The organism is Pseudomonas sp. PGPPP1 (assembly GCF_002255865.1).
Taxonomy (GTDB): domain Bacteria; phylum Pseudomonadota; class Gammaproteobacteria; order Pseudomonadales; family Pseudomonadaceae; genus Aquipseudomonas; species Aquipseudomonas cremoris.
Genome location: NZ_NKIG01000011.1, coordinates 148,311 through 168,884 on the forward strand (window position 1 = coordinate 148,311; position 20,574 = coordinate 168,884).

General features: G+C 59.9%; 23 protein-coding genes and 1 riboswitch. Of the genes, 14 read left to right on the top strand and 9 right to left on the bottom strand.

Translation table 11 applies throughout. From position 1 onward, the window contains the following. Positions 1-26: 26 nt before the first annotated feature. Positions 27-467: a hotdog fold domain-containing protein gene (locus CFE47_RS14725; RefSeq protein WP_286838058.1), complete on the bottom strand. Its 441-nt coding sequence runs from the start codon at positions 465-467 to the stop codon at positions 27-29. Between the two features lie 135 nt (positions 468-602). On the opposite strand from CFE47_RS14725, the gene CFE47_RS14730 reads away from it, so the two are divergent. Then, entirely contained in the window at positions 603-1,229 is a 627-nt protein-coding gene (locus CFE47_RS14730) for a TetR/AcrR family transcriptional regulator (protein WP_286838060.1), read from the top strand. A 120-nt stretch (positions 1,230-1,349) separates the two neighbouring features. Next, positions 1,350-1,976 carry a glutathione S-transferase family protein gene (locus CFE47_RS14735; protein ID WP_286838062.1) on the top strand — a complete coding sequence of 209 codons (627 nt, stop codon included), beginning with the start codon at positions 1,350-1,352 and terminating at the stop codon, positions 1,974-1,976. Positions 1,977-2,012: 36 nt separating this feature from the next. On the opposite strand, the gene solA is transcribed toward CFE47_RS14735, so the two are convergent. The 4 genes from solA to CFE47_RS14755 all read right to left on the bottom strand — a co-directional run bounded on the left by solA (position 2,013) and on the right by CFE47_RS14755 (position 5,896). Continuing rightward, positions 2,013-3,176 carry an N-methyl-L-tryptophan oxidase gene (gene solA, locus CFE47_RS14740; protein WP_286838064.1) on the bottom strand — a complete coding sequence of 388 codons (1,164 nt, stop codon included), beginning with the start codon at positions 3,174-3,176 and terminating at the stop codon, positions 2,013-2,015. A gap of 42 nt (positions 3,177-3,218) precedes the next feature. Next, the gene (locus CFE47_RS14745) at positions 3,219-4,478 is read right to left on the bottom strand and encodes a hypothetical protein (protein WP_286838065.1); all 1,260 of its coding nucleotides are present in this window, start codon (positions 4,476-4,478) and stop codon (positions 3,219-3,221) included. 69 nt (positions 4,479-4,547) lie between these two features. After that, positions 4,548-4,910, bottom strand: coding sequence for a hypothetical protein (locus CFE47_RS14750; RefSeq protein WP_286838067.1), 363 nt, complete (start codon positions 4,908-4,910; stop codon positions 4,548-4,550). Between the two features lie 122 nt (positions 4,911-5,032). Further along, positions 5,033-5,896 carry a LysR family transcriptional regulator gene (locus CFE47_RS14755; protein ID WP_185704030.1) on the bottom strand — a complete coding sequence of 288 codons (864 nt, stop codon included), beginning with the start codon at positions 5,894-5,896 and terminating at the stop codon, positions 5,033-5,035. Between the two features lie 112 nt (positions 5,897-6,008). On the opposite strand from CFE47_RS14755, the gene CFE47_RS14760 reads away from it, so the two are divergent. The 11 genes from CFE47_RS14760 to CFE47_RS14815 all read left to right on the top strand — a co-directional run bounded on the left by CFE47_RS14760 (position 6,009) and on the right by CFE47_RS14815 (position 14,934). After that, on the top strand, positions 6,009-6,617 hold the full coding sequence (locus CFE47_RS14760) for a LysE family translocator (RefSeq protein WP_185704032.1): 609 nt from the start codon (positions 6,009-6,011) through the stop codon (positions 6,615-6,617). Positions 6,618-6,744: 127 nt separating this feature from the next. Continuing rightward, complete coding sequence (locus tag CFE47_RS14770; protein ID WP_353744899.1) at positions 6,745-8,583, top strand: ATP-binding protein; 1,839 nt, start codon at positions 6,745-6,747, stop codon at positions 8,581-8,583. Between the two features lie 243 nt (positions 8,584-8,826). Then, positions 8,827-9,810, top strand: coding sequence for a DUF1852 domain-containing protein (locus CFE47_RS14775; protein ID WP_286838069.1), 984 nt, complete (start codon positions 8,827-8,829; stop codon positions 9,808-9,810). Positions 9,811-9,837: 27 nt separating this feature from the next. Then, complete coding sequence (locus CFE47_RS14780; RefSeq protein WP_286838071.1) at positions 9,838-10,872, top strand: methionine synthase; 1,035 nt, start codon at positions 9,838-9,840, stop codon at positions 10,870-10,872. 111 nt (positions 10,873-10,983) lie between these two features. Continuing rightward, positions 10,984-11,502, top strand: coding sequence for a flavin reductase family protein (locus CFE47_RS14785; RefSeq protein ID WP_286838073.1), 519 nt, complete (start codon positions 10,984-10,986; stop codon positions 11,500-11,502). A gap of 103 nt (positions 11,503-11,605) precedes the next feature. After that, complete coding sequence (locus CFE47_RS14790; RefSeq protein WP_286838075.1) at positions 11,606-11,854, top strand: hypothetical protein; 249 nt, start codon at positions 11,606-11,608, stop codon at positions 11,852-11,854. Between the two features lie 10 nt (positions 11,855-11,864). Beyond that, positions 11,865-12,419, top strand: coding sequence for a nucleotidyltransferase family protein (locus CFE47_RS14795; RefSeq protein ID WP_286838077.1), 555 nt, complete (start codon positions 11,865-11,867; stop codon positions 12,417-12,419). A 72-nt stretch (positions 12,420-12,491) separates the two neighbouring features. After that, positions 12,492-12,932: a tryptophan-rich sensory protein TspO gene (gene tspO, locus CFE47_RS14800; protein WP_286838079.1), complete on the top strand. Its 441-nt coding sequence runs from the start codon at positions 12,492-12,494 to the stop codon at positions 12,930-12,932. After that, positions 12,932-13,876: an alpha/beta hydrolase fold domain-containing protein gene (locus tag CFE47_RS14805; protein WP_286838081.1), complete on the top strand. Its 945-nt coding sequence runs from the start codon at positions 12,932-12,934 to the stop codon at positions 13,874-13,876. Before tspO ends, CFE47_RS14805 begins: the two co-directional genes overlap by 1 nt. 36 nt (positions 13,877-13,912) lie before the next feature. After that, positions 13,913-14,452, top strand: a complete 540-nt coding sequence (locus CFE47_RS14810; protein WP_286838083.1) for a hypothetical protein — start codon at positions 13,913-13,915, stop codon at positions 14,450-14,452. Further along, on the top strand, positions 14,449-14,934 hold the full coding sequence (locus CFE47_RS14815; RefSeq protein WP_286838084.1) for a GNAT family N-acetyltransferase: 486 nt from the start codon (positions 14,449-14,451) through the stop codon (positions 14,932-14,934). The genes CFE47_RS14810 and CFE47_RS14815 overlap by 4 nt, the downstream gene beginning before the upstream one ends. A 38-nt stretch (positions 14,935-14,972) precedes the next feature. On the opposite strand, the gene CFE47_RS14820 is transcribed toward CFE47_RS14815, so the two are convergent. The 4 genes from CFE47_RS14820 to CFE47_RS14835 form a co-directional block, all read right to left on the bottom strand. Then, a complete protein-coding gene (locus CFE47_RS14820) occupies positions 14,973-15,737 on the bottom strand; it encodes an ABC transporter ATP-binding protein (RefSeq protein ID WP_286838087.1) in 765 nt (254 codons plus the stop codon). Then, entirely contained in the window at positions 15,734-16,738 is a 1,005-nt protein-coding gene (locus CFE47_RS14825; RefSeq protein WP_286838090.1) for a FecCD family ABC transporter permease, read from the bottom strand. Before CFE47_RS14825 ends, CFE47_RS14820 begins: the two co-directional genes overlap by 4 nt. Then, positions 16,735-17,745 (bottom strand): ABC transporter substrate-binding protein, encoded by a 1,011-nt coding sequence (locus CFE47_RS14830; RefSeq protein WP_286838091.1) that lies wholly within the window; start codon positions 17,743-17,745, stop codon positions 16,735-16,737. The genes CFE47_RS14825 and CFE47_RS14830 overlap by 4 nt, the downstream gene beginning before the upstream one ends. A 115-nt stretch (positions 17,746-17,860) precedes the next feature. Further along, positions 17,861-18,054: riboswitch (cobalamin riboswitch) on the bottom strand. Between the two features lie 158 nt (positions 18,055-18,212). Then, the gene (locus CFE47_RS14835) at positions 18,213-19,595 is read right to left on the bottom strand and encodes an aldehyde dehydrogenase family protein (RefSeq protein ID WP_286838093.1); all 1,383 of its coding nucleotides are present in this window, start codon (positions 19,593-19,595) and stop codon (positions 18,213-18,215) included. 103 nt (positions 19,596-19,698) lie between these two features. On the opposite strand from CFE47_RS14835, the gene ptrR reads away from it, so the two are divergent. Then, positions 19,699-20,571 (top strand): putrescine utilization regulator PtrR, encoded by an 873-nt coding sequence (gene ptrR / locus CFE47_RS14840; RefSeq protein ID WP_286838094.1) that lies wholly within the window; start codon positions 19,699-19,701, stop codon positions 20,569-20,571. Positions 20,572-20,574: the final 3 nt, after the last annotated feature.

Sequence of the window (20,574 nt, forward strand, 5' to 3'; positions counted from 1 at the left end):
CAATGGCTGAACCCGCTGATCAGGCCTCAGGCGATCTTTACATTCATGGTGATTTTCGCGGTGAACACCTTCACTTCGCCTTCATCGTAGATATCCACCGGCACAATCTTGTCCCCTGCGGTTGCCCAGTCAATGCCACTGCCGTCCGCCACTGCACGGATGTTCGACTTGGCCTTGGCCAGGTACTCCACGGTCATGCCCTTGGGAATCCATTTGGCGCCTGGCGGAATCGACACATCCGTCATTGTCCCTCCCGCCAACTCAGCCGCGTTGCATAAGGCGATGGCATGGATGGATGCCAGGTGATTGGTGATTTCCTTGCGAAACGGCACGTTGACGACGGCATGCCCAGGGCGTAGCTCGGCAATTTCCGGGGCGATGGTGCTGAAGTAGGGTGCCACCTGGCAGGCCATCTGGCTGAACGCTGCTGGGCCTACGCTGTTGAACATGCTTAGGAACTGACTCATGGAGGATCCTCTTATTGGAGTTACAGAATTATATTCTGTAACAGAACAATATTCCGTTAAATGCAAGGGTGTCAAGCCATGCCTTCTCTGCGGGCTGTTGTACCTTTAGACTTCGCATATTTGGCGAGCCTTTCCATGCACGCACCAGACCTGATCGAACGCACCTTTGCGGGCCGGCGCAGCGACCTCAAGCGCAGTATTCTGCGTGAGGCCCTGGCCTGCTTTAACGAAGTGGGTATCGAAGCCACCAATATCGAAACCATCCGTGCGCGCTGCGACACCAGTGTGGGCGCCATCTACCATCATTTCGGTAGCAAGGAAGGCATCGTCGCTGCGCTGTTTTTCGCCGCCCTGGAGGACCAGGCCGCGCTGCGAGAGCGCTATCTTGAAACGGCGCATACGGCCCAGGAAGGTGTCGAGGCGCTGGTGCGCAGCTATGTGGAGTGGGTCGACGCACAACCCGAATGGGCGCGCTTTGTGTTTCAGAGCCGTTTCGCCGTCGCCAACGGCCCATTCAAGGACGAACTGCTTACCCGCAACAAACAGCGTAATCGGCAGTTGAGCGAGTGGATGGGCGACGAAGGCCGCAGCGCGTCGTTCAGCCATGTCCCCCCCGAGCTTTTACTGTCGCTCATCATCGGCGCGGCGGAAAGTTATGCCCGGGCGTGGTTGTCTGGCCGGGTCAAGAAAAGCCCGAATGCCTACGCGCAGTTGCTGGCGCAGGCGGCGTGGGCGTCGATCAGTCAAATGCCTTCGCAATAAGCGCTTCCAGCGTCGCCTCTTCCCATGGCGCCGGTCACACCGAAATTTATTTCGTGGCACTCCCTGCGAGTGGCGTAGTCTCTTGATCAGTCACTCACTGTCACCCAGCGGAGCCGCCCGATGATCACTGTTCACCACCTCAATAACTCCCGCTCGCAGCGTATCCTCTGGCTGCTTGAAGAGCTCGGCCTGCCGTATCAGATCAAGCGTTATCAGCGTGACCCGAAAACCAACCTTGCACCGCCTGAACTCAAGGCCATCCACCCGCTGGGCAAATCCCCGGTGATCGAGGACGGCGGCCAGGTGCTGATCGAGTCCGCTGCGATCATCGACTACCTGATCCGTCGCCACGGCGCCGGTCGCCTGCAACCAGACCCCGCCACCGCCACCTACGACAAATACGTGCAATGGCTGCACTTTGCCGAAGGCTCGGCCATGCTGCCGTTGATGCTCAACCTTTACGTCGGCCGGCTGGGCGAGGCGGGTGCGCCGCTGCATCCGCGCATTGAATCGGAAGTGGCCAACTACCTGGGCTACCTGAACGACGTGCTGGGGCAGACGCCGTACCTGGTCGGCGAGGCGTTGAGTGGTGCAGATATCCAGATGAGTTTTATCGGCGAAGTCGCCGGCGCGCAGGGCAAGTTGCCGGCGTATCCACATTTGGCGGCGTGGGTAAAACGCTTCCAGGCGCGACCTGCTTACCGCAAGGCGGTGGAGCAGGGCGGCGAATACGCATTCGCCAAGTAACGCCATTTTGTGAGCCGGACAGGCGTGTGTCCCACGTTACTGGCCTTCGAAGCGCTTCAACGAAAACGAAGACAGGTCCAGCTCACTCTTTCCGTAGATGCACCACTGGGCAAACGCCTCACCCAGCGCGGCCGAATGCTTGAACCCATGCCCCGAACACGGCGACACCACCAGGGTGTGCTGCAACGTCGGGTGCTCATCAATGATGAAGTGATGGTCCGGCGTCACCGTGTAGGCACACACTGCCGACTTGACCACCTTGGCCGTCACCCCGGCTATACGGCCTTGCACCTGCTGTTCATACATCTCCCGTGCCTGCGCCGCCGACACGCTGCGGTTCAGCGTTTCAGGCGTCGACACGGTGTGATATTGCGCCGTGGCAATCTTCAAGCTGCCCTCGCCGTGCAATGCCGGGAAGCCATAGTGGGTCTCGTCCTGGCCATGGGTGAGGATATACGTGGGCGACACTCCCTCCAGCTCCGCCCCCGGTTCCAGTTCGAACCAGAACAACTGTTGCCGATAGACGCTGAGCAGCCGGTCAAACGGCGCACCCAGTAACCCGCCGGCCCAGTTGCCGGCGCTCACTACCAGCTTGTCGGCCTGCAGCGTACGCTGGTCGGTGGTTACCGTGACGCCGTGTGCGTCCGAACGGATATCGGTGACGGTCTCGCCCTTGTACAGCGTCGCCCCGTGTTGCTCGGCCAGTTTGAGCTGTACGCCAATGCAGCGCTCTGGCCGCACAAACCCGCCTTCAGGTTCGTAATAGCCAATGGCGTTGTCCGTCACTTGGGCAAATTGCGGGAAACGTTGGCGAATCTGCGTGGCGTCCAGCACTTCATGCTCGATGCCGTAGGTTTGCGCCAGGCCAAGGGTGCGCAGGGTGAAGTCGCTTGCGTCGTCAGGGTCGAAGCCCTCCCATGACGTCAACACCAGCAACCCCGACTGTTCGAACAACGCCTCCCCCGACAGTGCCTCCAGCTCCCGCCAGATACGGTGCGAGTTACGCACAATCGGCACGTACTGCGCGCCTTCACCCACCGACAACCGCGTGATCCGCGTATCGCCATGGCTTGAGCCGAATGTGTGGGGCGGGTGATGACGGTCGATGCCGGCGACCTTTACACCGGCTTTCGCCAGTTGGTACACCGTGGCGGCACCCATGGCGCCCAGGCCGATGACCAGCGATTCATATCGTTCCAAGGTTGATACTCGCTTGAGAGGCTTCGTTGAGAGAACGGTTGGTTAGCGCACCACGTCCAGCGCGGTGTATTCACTCACATAATGCGTCTGGCTCGAGGTGGACTCCAGCGTCAGCGCAACCCCCAGGTCCTCGATAAACACGCGGGAGGTCTTGTAGTCGCCCTGGTCGCAGGCCAGCCGGATGGCGTCGCCGGTCAATGATGCAAACACCTGGCGCGCCGGAATGCGCTCGCCGACCTTGCAGGTCAACGTCGTTTCGACGGGGTTGTCAGTGGGCTTGGCGGGCACATTGACCATGTGCAATTGAGCGCTCAGCGTCTGGCCCGGCGTCCAACGGGTCGGCACGTTCAACTGCACGTCACGGGTTTGCAGCACGCGGCCATCGCCCACGCCGTTCATCTTCGACTTCAACTGGATCAGGTCGGCCTGGGTCAGGCGATCCACGTTGAAGGTGTTGCCGTAGACCTCGTTCTTCACCAGCAAACCACCCTCGGCCTTGAACGTGACCGATGTAGGCAGGTCTTTGCTGCCATCGCCTTTTTTGGACAGGTAGGTATAGCTCAGCGTCTTGAACTTCGGCTGCAGCAGGGGCGAGTCGAGGTGCTTGAGCACGTTGGCGGGTACGTCGACGTCGCTGATGTTGGTTTCTGCCACGGTGCGCGGGTAATCGGTCGTCGCAATGTCTGGCCGCAAGTGCGCCAGGATCCCAGCGTTGACCCCGCCCTGTACCGAGCAGCTGACGCGCGATTGCGTGCCTTGCTTGCCTTCGGGTTCCACGATCAGCACACGCTCCACTTGGCGCAGGCCCGGCGCCTTACCCGGCTGCGGTTTGATCGACTGCCAGCCGTTGCCGACCTTGAGTTCACTGCGCGTATATTCCGCCTCGCCTTTTTGCAGCGCGCCGGGTTGGTCAAGCAGCGGCGCGAGGCGCTTGGCAACCTCGTCGACTCCGCCGTCAACGATAAAGCCCCAGTAATAGAACAGTCCCAGTGGGCCGAGGTCGGTGACTTCGTCGTTATAGGACAACAGCTTCAACCCCGCGATGGGCGGTGCGCTGACCGGCACCGCGTTGGCGTTGCGGTCGGCGCGATTTTTGACCGCGATCCAAGTGAAGTTCTTTTCCTGCTTGAGCGGCGCATAGGCCTGCCAGGCGTTGTGGTGGGTGTTCAGGCTGCTGAAGAAACTTGCGTCGCAGCGGGTGAAGGCCTTGAGCGTGTCGGTCAGTGCGGTATCGTCGGCGTGGGCGAGAGCCGGCACCATCAGGGCAGAGGCGAGCAGGGCAGCAGGAAACGGCAACTTCATGGGGCGGGACTTCCTTATCGAAGGGCGGGGAGCAGGGTGGGGCATTATCCAGCAGTTGGGTGACGGGCTCTAGTTGGCTGAGCGGGTCAGGCGCAAGCGCCAATTGCCGCCGTGCTGAGCGTGGCAGGCTTCATCGCAATCGAAGTGCACGCAACGCTTTAACGGCACGCTCGGGATATCTGCCTCGCGCAGGGCGGTGGCGGTGAGTTCACGCATGCGGGCGTCCAGGCCAGTTGCCAAGGCGTGCTCTTTATTGGCGCGGGTGTCAAAGACCCAGGTGATGACCAGGCTTTGCGGGAAGTCGGCGTAGTTGACGGTGTGGGTCAGCCACTCAAAACCCGGGATTTCACCTTTGGCGGTTTCGCAGGCGTCGGTGAGGGTGGCGACCAAAGCGCGTTCGATGCGGGTGGTGTCGCGTTTGGATAGGGCCATGGAGCGCTCCGAATGCAGGCAAGCGTCGCAGGTTAGCAGGGTGCGGGCGCGGTTTCAGCAGCGATGAAGCTTCCTTTTGGCTGGATTGCGGCGGTACTCGTTGATGTTCATGTGCCACACGACTACGCCTGCTGTCTCAACGCACTGATGATGAACGCATGCAGGCTATCAACCGCCTTGGACCCACGCGAGGCGCGGCTGCGCAGAATCGACACCTCCATGGGTTGGATATTTCCCAAACCGTGCTCACCGCTCAACACTTGAAGCGATGCCTGCACCGTGCACTGTGTAATCGCCGCAATCGCAAGCCCGCCCTCAACCGCCGCCACCTGGCCTGCCAGGCTGGAGCTGTTGTACACCACCTTGAATTGCCGCCCCTGCTGGGCCAGTGAATTCACCGCATAGCGCCGGGCCAGGCTTTCGCTTTCGTAGACGGCGATCGGCACCGGGTCTCGTCGCCACAGTTCGAACTGAGGCGAGCCCACCCACACCATTGGCTCATGAAACAGAAACGTCCCGCTCTGCGGCGAGTCTCTGGACACCAGCGCCAGGTCCAGGTCGCCGCTGCGCAGGCGTGGGATGAGTGCGGTGGACTGTTCGCAGGTCAGCTCTATATCGACGCCGGCGTAACGCGGCGCAAAGCGTTTGAGCACAGGCGTGAGGTACTTGGCCGCGTAATCCTCGGCGACACCCAGGCGGATCCGCCCGGTCAACGTTTCACCATGAAACGCCGCCTGGGTCTCGGCATGCAGGGCTAGCATGCGCCGCGCGTAGCCGAGCAGCGTTTGGCCGTCATCGGTCAGTTGCAGGTGCCTGGGGCCACGGTTCAGCAAGGGGCGCCCCAGTGCGGTCTCGAGCTTCTTCATCTGCATGCTCACGGCCGACTGCGAACGGTTGACCTCATGGGCTGCGCCGGACAGGGAGCCTGCATCCACCACCGCGACAAAACACTTGAGCCAATCGATTTGCAAATCACTGGAAGGCATCGGGCTGACCTCTATTCGTTAATCGAATGGCTGTTGCGTGAATTATGCGCTTTTCAGGAGAAATGTCCGCATCGCAAGATGCTGGCTTGAACCAAAACCTAGCGGACAGACCATGCCCTTCGACACCTGGTTGCTGTACCTGTTTACCTGCTTTGGCATCGCAGTAGTGCCTGGGCCCAATGCCTTGCTGGCGCTAACCCATGGCGCGATTTACGGGCAGCGCAGAACGCTGTTCACCATCAGCGGCGGCGTGCTCGGCTTTGCCTTCGTACTGTCGCTGTGCGCCTTGGGCCTGGGCGCGCTGATCCAGGCCTCGGCCACCTGGTTCACGGCCTTGAAGATTGCGGGCGGGCTTTATCTAATCTGGCTGGGCTTCGGGCTGTGGCGATCCGCACCCGTCAGCCTGGAGACCTCTGGTATGCCCAGCCTGCGGCGTTGGTCGCTGTTCCGCCAAGGGTTGGTGTCAGCCATTTCAAACCCCAAGGCGCTGTTGTTGTTCACCGCGTTTATCCCACCGTTCCTGGACCCGCACAGGAACCTCATTGCGCAAACAGCCGCCATTGCGCTGACCTACGCCGTGGTGGAGTTTTTTGTGGAATTCATGGTGGCCAGTGCTGCCAACCGGGTCCGGCCTTGGCTGGCGCGAACCGGGCGGCGCTTTAATAAGGTGTGTGGTGGGTTCTTTGTGCTGTTTGGGGTGGCTTTGCCGATTCACAGCTGAGGGCAGGGCGGCGAGTTCGTAGGGGGCAACCGTTGATGCGATCGGCACCGAACGTCTGCCCATAGCGCGTGGTCATAGCTTTGCTGATACGCTGCTAATAGCTCAATGCCATTCCCTTGGTAGTCCCATGAAAACCCTACGCACCGCCTTTCCGGGAGCCTTTCCCCGTGTTGCCTCCCGTGACTCGGAAACTGCGCTGTCGGACATCGAATTCCTGCACCGCATCAGCCTCGACCTGATCGGCGAACAAGACCTCGAAGCCCTCTACGGCAAAATCGTTGACGCCGCGGTATCCATCACCGGCTCGCAATTCGGCACCATGCAGCTGCTATGCCCCCAAGGCCATCCCTCCGGCCATGGCGGCGAACTGCAACTGCTGTGCTCACGGGGCCTGCCGCCCGAGGCCGTAGGGTTCTGGCAATGGGTGAGCCCCTTCGCCTACAGCAGCTGCACCATGGCCCTGCAACTGGGCCAGCGCGCCATCATCCCCGACTTCGAAGAATGGGCCGACATTGCCGGTACCGACGACCTGATCGCCTTCCGCCGCGCAGGCATCCGTTCGGCCCAGACCACCCCGTTGCGCTCTCGTGACGGTCGCCTGCTCGGCATGATCTCCACCCACTGGAGCACACCGCACCAGCCGTCCGACCGTGACCTGCGCCTGCTCGACATCCTCGCGCGTCAAGCCGCTGACCTGCTGGAGCGCACCATCGCCGACGAAGCCCTGCGCGAAGCCCAAGCCGAACTGCGTGCCCTTAACGAAACCCTCGAACAACGCGTGGCCGAACGCACCGCCATGCTGATGCAGGCCGAAGAAAAACTGCGCCAATCGCAAAAAATGGAAGCGGTCGGCCAACTCACCGGCGGCCTCGCCCACGACTTCAACAACCTGCTCGCCGGCATCTCCGGCGCGCTTGAACTGATGGATCGCCGCATCCACCAGGGCCGCCTCTGCGACGTCGACAAATACATGGTTGCCGCGCAAGGTTCGGCCAAACGCGCCGCTGTCCTCACCCAACGCCTGCTGGCGTTCTCCCGCCGGCAAACCCTGGAACCCCGCGCCACCAACGTCAACACCCTGATGTACGGTATGGCCGAACTCATCCAACGCACCGCCGGCCCTGGCATCCAGATCGAAACCACCGGCGCCCCTGATGCGTGGACCACCTTCGTTGACGTCAGCCAATTGGAAAACGCCCTGCTCAACCTGTGCATCAATGCGCGCGACGCCATGCCAGAAGGCGGCCGCATCCTGCTGGAAACCAGCAACCGCTGGCTCGACCACGATGCCGCCCGTGCCTACGACCTTAGCGAAGGCTCCTACCTGTGCCTGAGCGTTACCGACACCGGCGCCGGTATGTCCCCCGAGGTGATGGCGCATGTGTTTGAGCCGTTTTTTACCACCAAGCCTATTGGCCAGGGCACGGGGTTGGGGTTGTCCATGATCTATGGGTTTGCCCAGCAGTCGGGTGGGCAGGTGCATGTTCAATCCGCAGTGGGTGAGGGCACGTGCGTGTCCCTCTACCTTCCACGCCACCACGGCGCTGCGCCGGGTGATGAGCTGGCACCCGGGCAGGCGCCATTGGAGATTGCGCAGCATGGCGAGACCGTGTTGCTGGTGGACGATGAGTCCACCGTGCGTATGTTGCTCGCGGATGTGCTGGGAGAGTTGGGCTACACCGTGATTGAAGCGGCGGACAGCGCAGCCGGGCTGAAACTGCTGCGTTCGGACGTGCATATTGATTTGCTGGTGACAGACGTGGGGTTGCCAGGCGGTATGAATGGCAGGCAGATGGCCGAAGCAGGGATGGATTTGCGGCCAGGATTGAAGACGTTGTTTATCACCGGGTATGCAGAGAACGCGGTGATGGGGTATGGGCAGTTGGGTGCCGGGATGGGGGTGTTGACGAAGCCGTTTGCGGTTGAGGCGCTAGGAGGGAGGGTTCGGGAGTTGTTGGGGAGGTAGCTCAAATGGCTGCCTGTTCCCTAGGGTGAGTTGTAAGAACAGTCGGTTTCAGAGACTTCTTCATATTATTGCGTTGCCCATCATGAGCAGGGCTAAAGAGTCAGTGAAATCAATTCAGTTTTACTCACGCTTTTGTCAGCCTACACTGCACCTTAATAAAAGATATTATTTATATCGCTGAGTCAATCGCCAAGTAAACACTCGAGGGCGATTGGGTTTCGGGCATTAGGGTGTCAGATTAAAATGAATGAAGCCTTTACATTTTCCATCAAGAGTATTCGTTTCGACGAACATTATCATCCCTCTGAAAATACGCGTATTACCACGAACTTCGCTAACTTGGCCAGAGGCAAGAGCCGCCAAGAAAACTTGCGCAATACCTTGCGAATGATTGACAACCGTTTCAATGCCTTGGCGCATTGGGATAATCCCACGGCCGATCGTTATGCTGTCGAACTTGAAATTATCTCCGTTGAGATGGGCGTTGATGAAGGCCATGGCGGCAATACCGTACCGTTGATCGAAGTATTGAAAACGAATATCGTCGATCGAAAAACCAATGAGCGCATTGAAGGCATTGTCGGGAATAATTTTTCCTCATATGTTCGAGATTATGACTTCAGTGTGGTGTTGCTTGGGCACAACCAAGGCAAGCCCGAATTCAGCACGCCCGATAACTTTGGTGATTTGCATGGAAAACTATTCAAGTATTTCGTGAGCTCAAAAGCCTATGCGGATCATTTCAATAAGCCGCCGGTTATTTGCCTCAGTGTTTCGAGTAGCAGGACTTATCACCGAACTGAAAACCAGCACCCCGTGCTGGGTGTTGAGTATGAGCAGGATCAGTATTCGTTAACCGATGAGTACTTCCAGAAAATGGGTTTGAAAGTTCGTTATTTCATGCCGTCCAATAGTGTTGCGCCGCTGGCATTTTATTTCTCAGGCGATTTGCTGGGTGATTACACTACTCTTGAGCTGGTCAGTACCATTAGCACAATGGACACGTTCCAGAAAATCTACCGACCTGAAATCTACAACGCCAATTCTGCAGCCGGAAAATGCTATCAACCCAGTTTGAAGCATCAGGATTATTCATTGACGCTCATTGTCTATGACCGAGAAGAGCGCAGCCGGCTGGCCGTTGAGCAGGGACGGTTCGTTGAAGAACACTTCATCAAACCGTATCAAGCGACGCTGGAACAATGGTCGGCTCACTGCACGCTTTGATTCATTAAACGTACAAGGTTATCTGTAATGAAGAAGTTATTACCTACCTCAACGGCAGGCAGCTTGCCTAAACCTTCTTGGCTTGCGCAGCCCGAGACACTTTGGTCGCCCTGGAAATTGCAGGATGAGGCGTTAGTTGAGGGCAAGCACGATGCATTGCGTTTGTCATTGCATGAACAGCAACACGCCGGGATCGATATCGTCAGCGATGGCGAACAAACACGTCAGCACTTTGTCACTACGTTTATTGAGCACCTCAGCGGCGTAGATTTCGAAAAGCGTGAGACCGTTAGAATTCGCGATCGCTACGATGCGAGTGTACCGACGGTGGTAGGTGCTGTGGCGCGCCAAAAGCCTGTGTTTGTCGAAGACGCCAAGTTTCTACGTCAGCAAACCAAGCAACCCATCAAGTGGGCGCTGCCAGGTCCAATGACCATGATTGATACGCTGTATGACAACCACTATAAAAGCCGCGAAAAACTGGCTTGGGAATTCGCCAAGATTCTCAATCAAGAAGCGCGGGAGCTGGAGGCCGCGGGCGTTGATATCATCCAGTTCGATGAACCCGCCTTTAACGTGTTCTTTGATGAAGTGAACGAGTGGGGCATTGCCACACTGGAAAGGGCGATCGAAGGCCTCAAGTGTGAAACCGCTGTGCATATTTGTTATGGATACGGCATCAAAGCCAATACGGATTGGAAAAAAACGCTGGGATCTGAGTGGCGACAATATGAAGAGGCCTTCCCCAAGCTGCAAAAATCCAGCATCGATATCGTCTCGCTGGAATGCCACAACTCTCACGTCCCAATGGATCTGATTGAGCTCATCCGAGGCAAAAAAGTCATGGTCGGGGCTATTGATGTGGCCTCCAATACTATTGAAACACCCGAGGAAGTCGCCAATACGTTGCGCAAGGCACTTGAGTTTGTCGATGCCGACAAACTCTATCCTTGCACCAACTGTGGCATGGCGCCTTTATCTCGTGGTGTCGCAAGAGGCAAGTTAAGTGCGTTAAGCGCAGGTGCTGAAATAGTCCGACGAGAACTGTTGAACTCGCGTTGAACCGACGTCGAAAGTGGTGTGTGGGAAGGGACGCAGTCGGTCGAACAATGAACGATCCGCTGTGGGCCCTCCGTGGCACTTTCGAGTGGTACTCCCTATCCAGGATTTGCTATGTCACTTTCCAGTACTGCTATCGAGCCATTGAGCTTTCGCGAAGCGCTCGGGCACTACGCATCCGGTATCACAGTGATTACCTCACACATTGATGGCGAGCCAATTGGCTTCACGTGCCAGTCGTTCTATAGCGTGTCGATGAGCCCGCCACTGGTGTCATTCAGCGTCATGTCCAGTTCGGCCAGCTATCCCAAGATTCGCCAGGCGGGCCGGTTTGCAGTCAATATCCTGTCGGGTGAGCAGGTCAGGATTTCCAACCAGTTCGCTCGGCGAGGTACCGACAAATGGCTTGATGTCGATTGGCAGGCGTCGCCGCTGGGTAATCCAATCATTGCCGGCAGCCTGCACTGGCTTGATTGTGAAATTCACGCGGAACATGCTGCAGGTGATCACCTGATCGTTATCGGTGAGGTAAAAGCGCTGAACCTGCAAGAAACCGCAACTGCTCAGCCATTGCTGTATTTCAAAGGGCAATATCGCGACATCGCCGTGCATAAGGCGATTTCGATGGGATGAGGCGCGGTCATGAAAACAGCCCCTTGATGGAGATATCGGTCTACCATGCCTCCCCGGCAGTGGTTCCATGCGCTACCGATCTCTCTCTTGCAAGGTATCGCTCATGTCCATCGACCAAATCAGCCTGCCCAAAGGCGTAGGCCCTCACGCCACCAAGCTCTTTGACGCAATCACCGGCGCCGCCACCCACGAAGAACTTAACCGTGCAGGCGGTAAAGCCGAAGGTTTCGTGCTGGGGTTGGAGTCCACCAAAGCCATCAAAAGCCAGATCGCCGAGTCGTTGTATGTGGTTTACGATGACGCGGCGACCCATCGGGCCAGTGAACTGAAGGCGACCGCGCGCCACGCTTAAAGGACTGCACATGACATTGACCGTCGACACCTTACTCAAACTGGCCATGGCCAATCCCGTCAACGCCGAAATCACTGCGCGCCTGCCTGCCTTGGGCTTGGACCAGTGTTTTCTGACGGCAGGCTGTCTGTTCCAGGCCGTGTGGAATCATCAGTCGAATTTGCCTGCTGACCAAGGGGTGAAGGACTACGACGTGTTCTATTTCGATACGGACGTGTCCTACGAGGCAGAGGATGCGGTCATTCGTGCGGCAGAGGCGTTGTTCCAGGACCTGGGTGTTAATGTCGAGGTGAAGAACCAGGCGCGGGTGCACCTTTGGTATGGGCAGCGGTTTGGCCGGCCTTACCCGCAATTGCACACGGCCAAGCAGGGGATTGATCGCTACCTGGTAGCGGGCACGTGCATCGGTTTGGAGGTGGCGACGGGCGAGGTGTATGCGCCGTATGGGCTGGAGGATGTGGAGCAGGGCGTGCTGCGGATCAACCCGGTGCATCCAGAGCAGGCGTTGTTTGAGGCGAAGGCCAAGAGTTATCAGGCGCGCTGGCCCTGGCTCAAGATTGTGTAGCCTGCCGCCTGGCAGTGAACTTTTACCCGTCTACCACACGTCCAAGCTGAAACACCCAGCCAAGGACCGACCATGACCTTCTTCATCTTCCTGCTCGCCTGCGCCGCCGCCGCCAGCACCGGCGTCCTCTTCAAGCCAGGTGCCTGGTACGAATCCCTGGTCAAGCCCAGCTTTACCCCGCCCAACTGGCTGTTCCCGGTGGCGTGGACGATCATCTACCTGTTATTGGCCTGGGCCGGTTACCGCCTAAGTTTGATCCCGGGCAGCCAGGTTGTATTGGCGCTGTGGGCGGCGCAGATTGCGTTGAATACCCTGTGGACGCCGGTATTTTTCGGCGCGCATCGCATCCTGGCGGGCATGGTGATTCTGGCGGTGCTGTGGCTCACCGTGGCGGCAATGGTGGTGCTGGCGGTGCGCCTGGATTTGATCACCGGCTTGATCCTGTTCCCTTACCTGGCGTGGCTGTGCGTGGCGGCGGCGTTGAATTTTTCGATCTTGCGGAATAACCGCTGATGGCTCACAACCTGTGGCCTGCCAGCGACGCGGAACTGGACGAGATGCGTCGTTTCAACAAGAAGCTCGCGTGGATGCCGCGCTTCAAAATCCGCAATCGCGTGACCCCGCGTTTGATCCAGGCGTTGTTGCGCGTCAGTCAGAAACTCAAAAGCGCACCAGCGGTTGAAATACAGTACGCGGGCTCGGTCCCTCTGCGCATCCTGCGCCCTAGCGGTAAACCCAAGGGCGTGGTGCTGGATATCCACGGCGGTGGTTGGGTAATCGGTAACGCGCAGATGGATGACGAGCTCAACCTGGGCATGGTCGACGCCTGCGATGTGGCAGTGGTGTCGGTGGATTATCGGCTGGCGGTCGACACGCCGGTCGAAGGCTTGCTGGAGGATTGCCTCACTGCCGCACGCTGGTTGCTGAACGCTGATGAGTTTGCGGGCCTGCCGGTGATTATCGTCGGCGAATCGGCAGGCGGGCACCTGGCGGCGGCGACGTTGCTGGCCTTGAAACAATCGCCGGAGCTGCTCAAGCGAGTGAGCGGCGCGCTGCTGTATTACGGCGTCTACGACCTGACCGGTACGCCGAGCGTACGCGCCGCTGGGCCGGATACCTTATTGCTGGACGGGCCAGGCATGGTCGACGCGCTGCGCCTGCTCACACCGGGGCTGAGCGACGATGAGCGCCGACAGCCGCCGTTGTCACCGCTGTATGGCGACTTCACTGGGTTGCCGCCGGCGTTGATGTTTGTCGGGGAATTGGACCCGCTTAAAGACGACACGCTGTTGATCGGCGAGCGATGGCCTGGGGCGCAGGTGTATCGGGTGCCGGAGGCGGCGCATGGGTTTATTCATTTTCCGGTGGGGATGGCGAGAAGTGTGTTGGCTCATGGTCGCGAGTGGATAACCCATCAATTGAGCGGCGCGATTCTAAATCCCTTGCCGTCCGAGTAACCTCTCGCCTCCCAATGTCAAAGGCAAGGAATGCACGTGAAAGTTCTGCAAGGATTCCTCGGTCTATCGGCTCTATATCTGCTGGCCGGCTGCGAGCACGTCACCGAAAAGACGTTGCGCTTCGACGTGCCCTACGGCTACTTCGAGACCGCATTGCGCCAGGACGTCGCCGGCAATGGCCAGTTGACCTGCAAGGTCACCACTGACAACCAGGACCGTGGCGAGAAGTGGGTGCCATCAGTGATCCTTGCGGCCGCCGAGGACAAGGCCGAGGACGATACGTTGTTCCTTTCCAGCTACACGCCGGCCGACAGTGACCAGCGTGTATTCAAGCTGCGCACCTTCAACAAGGCGAAGCCGGTCATCGACACCGTGTTCCAGCAGGTCCCTGACCAACGCGGGGTGTATACGCTGCGCCTGACCTGGCAAGCGGATGGGGCTATCGGTTATCAGGTTGAAAACGCTGGTACCTGGGAGGAGAAGAAGCTGGTCGCGAAGCCCGGCTTTACGGTGCGCCATGTCAGTGTGCATGCGTCGGGGATAAAGGGCAGTGCAGTGTGTGAGTTGCGTCAGTGATCATCCAGCCTGTTGTGGCGGTTGATATCCCGCAAGTGTTGACCTTCGTCCTGCAGGCCCGCGCCGAATTGTTCCCCAAGCTCAGCGCCGTCGGCATGCCGGATGACCTCGCGCAATTCGAAGCTACTTACCTACAGGGCGACGGGCGATTCTTGGTCGCCCGTAATGACGGCCAGATCGTCGCAGCCATTGGTTATCTGCCGTATGACCACCGTTTCTCCCAACTCAATTACCAAGGCCGTAAGACGGTGGAAGTGGTGCGCCTGTTTGTGTTGCCAGCCTTTCGTCGATTTGGCTTGGCAGGGCGGTTGTATCGCGCACTTGAAGCGCTGGCGCAAGCGGAGGGGGTTGAGGTGGTGTACTTGCATACCCATCCGTTTTTGCCGGGGGCGATTGATTTCTGGGTGAGGCAGGGGTTTGCGTTGGTGGATGTCGAGGCGGATGTGGTGTGGCAGACGACGCATATGCAGCGATTGCTTTAGGAATCTGTGGGAGCGGGTGTTTTTGTAATCGTGATCGGTCAGTGCGAACGTAGCCGCAGAATCTGCGCCCCGTCGAACGGGTCTGTCAGGTAATGCGCCTGTACCCCAAACGTGTCTTGCAACCGTTGCGGCGTGAGCACCTCCATCGGCTTGCCCAGTGCCACTAACCGTCCGCGATCCAGCACCGCCAGGCGATCACAGGTCAGTGCCTGGTTCAGGTCATGCAGGGCGATCAGCGTTGTGACCGGCAGCCCTTGAACCCCTTTGAGAATCGCCAACTGATGCTGGATATCCAGGTGATTGGTCGGCTCATCCAGCAACAAAATCTGCGGCCGTTGCGCCAAGGCGCGGGCGATGTGCACGCGTTGGCGTTCGCCGCCGGAGAGGCTGCGCCAGGCGCGTTGGCTCAGGTGGGTGGCGTCTACATCGTGCAAGGCCTGGCGCACGATGGCGTCGTCTTCGACGGACCAGGGGCTCAGCGCCGACAGCCAGGGCGTGCGGCCCAAGGCCACGGCGTCGAACACGCGGATGGCGTCGTCGGTGTTGGCCTGTTGCTCCACCACCGCCAAATGCTGCGCGATCGTGCGGCGAGACAACTGCCCCAAGCGTTGGCCGCCCAGCAGGACCTCGCCGCACGCCGGTGCTCGCAACCCGGCCAGCAGCTTGAGCAGGGTGGATTTGCCGGAGCCGTTTGGCCCGACGATGCCGAGGGTTTCGCCTTGTTGCACGTCCAGGTGAATGTCGCGCAGCAACTCGGCGTCGCGCACCTTGAAGCCCAGGGCGCGGCAACTGATCACGCTCATCGTGCGTTTCTCCGGCCGATCAGAATCAGTGCAAACACCGGCGCGCCGACCAATGCGGTGACCACGCCGACCGGAATCACCTGGCCCTTGATCAACGTGCGCGACAGCACATCCGCCGCAATCAAAAACAAAGCGCCGCCCAACGCACTCGCAGGCAGCAAGCGCGAATGCCCGGTCCCCAACAGCAGGCGCACGGCATGGGGGATCACCAGCCCCACAAAGCCAATGGAGCCGACAATCGACACCATCACCGCTGTCACCAACGCCGCGCAGCCCACCAGCACAAACTGCACACGCCGCACCGGAATGCCCAGCGACGCCGCCGAGTCGGTGCCAAAAGTAAACGCATCCAGCGCGCGACGATGCCACAGGCACACCGCCAACCCTGCGACCGCCACCGGCACCGCCAGCCATACGGAAGGCCAGCGTACGCCACTGAGGTTGCCCAGCAGCCAGAACATGATGCCGCGCGCCTGTTCAGAGCTGGCGGACTTGGTGATGAGGAACGCGGTGAGTGAATTGAACAGCTGCGAACCGGCGATGCCGGCGAGGATGATCTGCCCGGTGCTGCTGGACGAACCGCTGGCGCGCGCCAGCAAAATCACCAGCGCAAACGCCGCCATCGCACCGACAAATGCGCCAGCGGACAACGAAATCAAACCGCCGCCCACGCCCATCAGCGCCACTAACACCGCACCGGTTGAGGCGCCGGCGCTGATGCCCAGCAAATACGGATCTGCCAGCGGGTTGCGCAGCAATGACTGCAGAATCACCCCGCACGTCGCCAGCCCGGCCCCACATGCGGCGGCGACCAGGGCGCGGGTCAGACGGTAATTCCACACCACGCCTTCATCGATTGGGTCCAGCACATAACCGGCGGCCCACAGTTTGTTGGCCAGTACCTGCAGCACTACCTGGGGCGAGATGGCTGTTTCGCCGATGGCCACGCCGGCGAGTACGGCAACCACGAGCAGGGCCAGGGCGAGTAGGGTGCGGATCATTTGGGCAGGTCGTAGCCGTCGATGGCCGTGGCCAGTTGTTCAAGGCCGTCGAACATGCGGATGCTGGCCTGCAATGCCAGGGCGTCGAGGATGATGATGCGATTGTTTTTCACCGCGTCCATGTTGCGGGTGACCGGGTCGCTGCGCAGGAAGGCGAGTTTCTTTTCATGGTCGTCGGCGGGGTAGCGGCGGCGGTCCATGCGCGCGATCACCAAAAAGGTCGGGTTGGCCTTGGCGATGGTCTCCCACCCGACGGCGGGCCACTCTTCATCTGACTGCACCACGTTGTGCAGGCCAAGCGTCTCCAGCATGAATTGCGGAATGCCTTTGTGGCCAGCCACGTAAGGGTCGCTGGCCATTTCGGAGCTGGAGAACCATACCAAGGCGCTGGCTTGCTTAAGGCCTTTGCCCTGCGCGGTGGCGATGGATTTGGCCAGGCGCGCCTTGAGTTCGTCATTCAGCTGTTGGCCGCGATCCTGGACGTCGAAGATCTCAGCCAACTGGCTGATACTTTTGTAGATCGTCTCAATGCGGAACGGCTCCAGGCGCGTGCCGTCGGCGCCCACCAGGTTGTCCTTGCCTTCGCAGTCGGAGGGCAGCAGGTAGGTGGGGATTTTCAATTCGTGGAACTGCTCGCGAGTACCGACCATGCCTTGGGGGCCGACTACCCATTCCAGTTCGGCGGCTACCAGTTGCGGGCGCTTGGCGATCACCGCTTCGAAGCTCGGCTCGTTGTTGGCCAGGCGTTCGATCTTATCGTTCTGCGCTTTGAACTGCGGCAATACGTTGTTGAACCACAACGAAGTGCCGACCACTGTATCGCCCACGCCCAAGGCGTAGAGCATCTCGGTGGCAGCCTGGCCGATGGTCACGCTGCGCGCGGGCGCTTGCTGGAAGGTGAGGCTGCTGCCGCAGTTTTCCACTGTCAGCGGGTAGTGAGTGGGCGCGGCCTGGGCCAGGGCGCAGAAGCCAAGGCCGGTGAGCAGGGCGGTAACGCGTGGCAGCATGGGGCAATCTCCGTGAGAACCGTACAGTGAGCTGGGGAGGTACGGTGTGGAAATACAGCCATGAACGCTGCCGAGGGGCAGGGCAAGGATGTCCTTCCCGGACACCCCGCCGGTGAGTCATAACGCTTGGCCGGCAGGTCTCCTGACTCATGCGTCATCGCCAGGCTCCGGCCTTCCCGGACGGGGTCCAGTGGCATTGAGGAGCAGGCTCGGCACTTACAGTTGCGGGGGCAGTTCCGATTGACGCGAGGGGTCGCGCTTCGGATTCCCTATTAGTCCCGTTTGGGAACCGGCGCGGTATGGTAGTCGATCACAGTGATTTACGGGAACTTTGTAGTGAGCGGGCTTGCCCGCGCTGGGGGGCGACGCCGCCCTAAACCCAGGCGCCTCGGTTTTTCTGAAACACCTCAGCGGCCTTGTTGGGGCGGCTTCGCCCCCCAGCGCGGGGCAAGCCCGCTCACTACAGGTTATTTGCGGTCTAGCCACACAGTCTGCGCGTTGCAGAACTCGCGTACGCCGAAGTGCGACAGCTCACGGCCAAAGCCGCTTTTCTTGATCCCGCCAAAGGCTACCCGTGGGTCGGACACGCTGAACGCGTTGACGAAGATCCCGCCGGTTTCCAGTTGATTAGCGATGTCCCGAGCCTTTGCGGCATCGGTGGTGAAGATGCTGGCGGTGAGGCCGAACTCGCTGTCGTTGGCCAGGGCCACGGCATGGTCGGCGTCGCGGGCGGTGATGATCGATGCCACCGGGCCGAACAGTTCCTGTTTGAACGAGGTCATCTGGTCGGTGACGTCTGCCAATACAGTCGGCTCATAGTAGTTGCCTGCGCCTGCGACTTTATTGCCGCCCAGCAGCAGGGTGGCGCCTTCTTCCAGGGTGGCCTGGACCTGGCCGTGCAGCTCGTCGCGCAGGTCGAAGCGGGCCATCGGGCCGATGTAGGTGGCGGCAGACGTCGGGTCGCCCATCACCAGCGCACGGCTGGCCTCCAGGAACTTGGCGGTGAAGGCGTCCACCACACCGGCTTCGATGATCAGGCGCTTGGCGGCGGCGCAGACTTGGCCGCTGTTTTGGAAGCGGCCGATCAGCGCGGCTTGCACGGCAGCGTCGAGGTCGGCGTCGTTGAGCACGATGAACGGGTCGGAGCCGCCCAGTTCCAGCACGCATTTTTTCAGCGCGGCGCCGGCTTGGGAGCCGATGGCGATACCGGCACGTACACTGCCGGTGAGGGTGACGGCAGCGACGCGAGGGTCGGCGATGGCTTTGGACACGCCTTCGTTGGTCACGTTGACCACTTCAAAAATACCTTCGGCAAAACCGGCTTTTTGGAAGGCTTGCTGGATCAGGTACGCGCTGCCCATCACGTTCGGTGCATGTTTGAGCACAAAGGTGTTACCGGCGAGCAGGGTCGGTACTGCACCGCGCAGTACTTGCCAGACCGGGAAGTTCCACGGCATCACGGCGAAGATCGGGCCCAGTGGGCGGTATTCGATCTGCGCGCTGCCGTTGTCCACCAGGGTGGGTTCCGGGGCGAGCATGGCCGGGCCGTGGGCGGCGTACCACTCGCTGAGCTGGGCGCATTTTTCGATTTCGGCGCGGGCCTGGGCGATGGGTTTGCCCATTTCCAGGGTGATCATCTGCGCCATGTCTTCGGCTTGTTCACGCAGTGCAGCGGCCAGGCCCAGCAGCAGTTCGGCGCGCTGGCTTACCGGTTGGCGGCGCCAGGTGCGGAACGCGGCGGTGGTGCGGTCCAGGGCGGCATCCAGTTGCGACTCGCTTTCGTACGGGTAGCTGCCGACGGTTTCGCCGTTGGTAGGGTTGATCGAAAGGGCGTGGGTGGTTGCGTTCATGGCACCGTCCTGCTGAATGAGTGGGTTGAGTTCAGCCTACGGGGCTATCTCTTTTCTGGAAACTGAATAATATTAAGCAATACATTCACGATTGGAGAATGACGTGGACCTGGTGCAGTTGGAAATCTTCAAGGCCGTTGCCGAGCAAGGCAGTATCAGCGCCGCCGCACAGTTGATTCATCGCGTGCCGTCGAACCTGACCACGCGCATCAAGCAACTGGAACAGGACCTGGGCGTTGAGTTGTTCATTCGCGAGAAAAGCCGTCTGCGGTTGTCGCCGGCCGGCTGGAATTTCCTGGGCTATGCGCGGCGTATCCTCGACCTGGTGCAGGAGGCCCGCGCCACGGTGGCAGGGGAGGAGCCCCAAGGCGCATTTGCGTTGGGCTCGCTGGAAAGCACCGCAGCGGTGCGTATTCCGGCGTTGTTGGCGGCCTATAACCAGAAGCACACCAAGGTCGAATTGGACCTGAGCACCGGGCCGTCGGGCACCATGATCGAAGGCGTGCTGTCAGGGCGCCTGGCGGCGGCGTTTGTCGACGGGCCGGTGTTGCATGCAACGCTGGAAGGTGTGGCGGTGTTTGAAGAAGAGATGGTGGTGATCGCCCCGCTGCATCACGCACCGATCACGCGTGGGCAGGATGTGAACGGCGAGAACATCTACACCTTCCGTTCGAACTGCTCGTACCGGCACCACTTTGAGCGCTGGTTTTCACAGGATGGCGCGGTGCCGGGCAAGATTTTCGAGATCGAGTCGTACCACGGGATGTTGGCGTGTGTCAGTGCGGGTGCGGGTTTGGCGCTGATGCCTCGCAGCATGCTGGAAAGCATGCCGGGGTTTGCGGCGGTGAGTGTGTGGCCGCTGGCGGATAGCTTTCGGATCTTGCACACCTGGCTGATCTGGCGGCGGGGGACTGTGTCGCAGAGCCTTAACAGCTTCGTAAAACTGCTGGAAGAACGCGATTTGGTAGCGCCCTAGATC

What these genes read in the sequence shown, in the direction of transcription:
- CFE47_RS14805 (WP_286838081.1), top strand. Translation starts at nt 12,932, where the DNA reads ATGGCTCACAACCTGTGGCCTGCCAGCGACGCGGAACTGGACGAGATG.
- CFE47_RS14780 (WP_286838071.1), top strand. Translation starts at nt 9,838, where the DNA reads ATGAAGAAGTTATTACCTACCTCAACGGCAGGCAGCTTGCCTAAACCT.
- CFE47_RS14825 (WP_286838090.1), bottom strand. Translation starts at nt 16,738, where the DNA reads ATGATCCGCACCCTACTCGCCCTGGCCCTGCTCGTGGTTGCCGTACTC.
- tspO (WP_286838079.1), top strand. Translation starts at nt 12,492, where the DNA reads ATGACCTTCTTCATCTTCCTGCTCGCCTGCGCCGCCGCCGCCAGCACC.
- CFE47_RS14725 (WP_286838058.1), bottom strand. Translation starts at nt 467, where the DNA reads ATGAGTCAGTTCCTAAGCATGTTCAACAGCGTAGGCCCAGCAGCGTTC.
- CFE47_RS14735 (WP_286838062.1), top strand. Translation starts at nt 1,350, where the DNA reads ATGATCACTGTTCACCACCTCAATAACTCCCGCTCGCAGCGTATCCTC.
- CFE47_RS14820 (WP_286838087.1), bottom strand. Translation starts at nt 15,737, where the DNA reads ATGAGCGTGATCAGTTGCCGCGCCCTGGGCTTCAAGGTGCGCGACGCC.
- CFE47_RS14790 (WP_286838075.1), top strand. Translation starts at nt 11,606, where the DNA reads ATGTCCATCGACCAAATCAGCCTGCCCAAAGGCGTAGGCCCTCACGCC.
- CFE47_RS14770 (WP_353744899.1), top strand. Translation starts at nt 6,745, where the DNA reads ATGAAAACCCTACGCACCGCCTTTCCGGGAGCCTTTCCCCGTGTTGCC.
- CFE47_RS14775 (WP_286838069.1), top strand. Translation starts at nt 8,827, where the DNA reads ATGAATGAAGCCTTTACATTTTCCATCAAGAGTATTCGTTTCGACGAA.
- CFE47_RS14760 (WP_185704032.1), top strand. Translation starts at nt 6,009, where the DNA reads ATGCCCTTCGACACCTGGTTGCTGTACCTGTTTACCTGCTTTGGCATC.
- CFE47_RS14745 (WP_286838065.1), bottom strand. Translation starts at nt 4,478, where the DNA reads ATGAAGTTGCCGTTTCCTGCTGCCCTGCTCGCCTCTGCCCTGATGGTG.
- CFE47_RS14830 (WP_286838091.1), bottom strand. Translation starts at nt 17,745, where the DNA reads ATGCTGCCACGCGTTACCGCCCTGCTCACCGGCCTTGGCTTCTGCGCC.
- CFE47_RS14750 (WP_286838067.1), bottom strand. Translation starts at nt 4,910, where the DNA reads ATGGCCCTATCCAAACGCGACACCACCCGCATCGAACGCGCTTTGGTC.
- CFE47_RS14785 (WP_286838073.1), top strand. Translation starts at nt 10,984, where the DNA reads ATGTCACTTTCCAGTACTGCTATCGAGCCATTGAGCTTTCGCGAAGCG.
- CFE47_RS14755 (WP_185704030.1), bottom strand. Translation starts at nt 5,896, where the DNA reads ATGCCTTCCAGTGATTTGCAAATCGATTGGCTCAAGTGTTTTGTCGCG.
- CFE47_RS14795 (WP_286838077.1), top strand. Translation starts at nt 11,865, where the DNA reads ATGACATTGACCGTCGACACCTTACTCAAACTGGCCATGGCCAATCCC.
- CFE47_RS14730 (WP_286838060.1), top strand. Translation starts at nt 603, where the DNA reads ATGCACGCACCAGACCTGATCGAACGCACCTTTGCGGGCCGGCGCAGC.
- CFE47_RS14835 (WP_286838093.1), bottom strand. Translation starts at nt 19,595, where the DNA reads ATGAACGCAACCACCCACGCCCTTTCGATCAACCCTACCAACGGCGAA.